1 protein-coding gene is annotated in these 369 nt (G+C 68.6%); it reads left to right on the top strand.

Annotation, left to right across the window (positions count from 1 at the left end; translation table 11 throughout):
- Positions 1–369 (top strand): hypothetical protein (locus B8460_RS22630; RefSeq protein WP_048863425.1); only part of this gene is annotated, 369 nt, incomplete at both ends.

Raw genomic sequence — 369 nt, 5'->3', positions numbered from 1 at the left:
CGGAGGAATGGCAGGCGGTCGCCGATGCGATAGATCAGGCAGCGACGGCCGGCGAGGGCATGTCGGGCGTCAATGAGACGCTGGGCCGGATCGGCGAGAACGCGCGGAACCTGACGACATACACCGGCGACTCTGTCGTGCGGCAGGAAGGGCTTGAGCGTGCCACGCGCAAGACGCTGGTGACGACGGAGCGGCTGTCTAAAGCATCAAAGGAGGTCGCCTCGGCGTTCCTGAGTGCGGCCAAGTGGCTGACGATCGGCGGCGGCATAGCGGGACTGGCGACCGGCGCCGGGCTGTTCGGGCTGGACCGGATGGCGGGCAGCGTCTACCGAGACCGTCGTGCCGCGCAGGGCCTTGGCCTGGACATGG

This window comes from Acidisphaera rubrifaciens HS-AP3, from assembly GCF_000964365.1.
Taxonomy (GTDB): Bacteria; Pseudomonadota; Alphaproteobacteria; order Acetobacterales; family Acetobacteraceae; genus Acidisphaera; species Acidisphaera rubrifaciens.
Note: the sequence above shows the minus strand (reverse complement) of the source record. Positions and strands in the feature narration are given on the sequence as shown.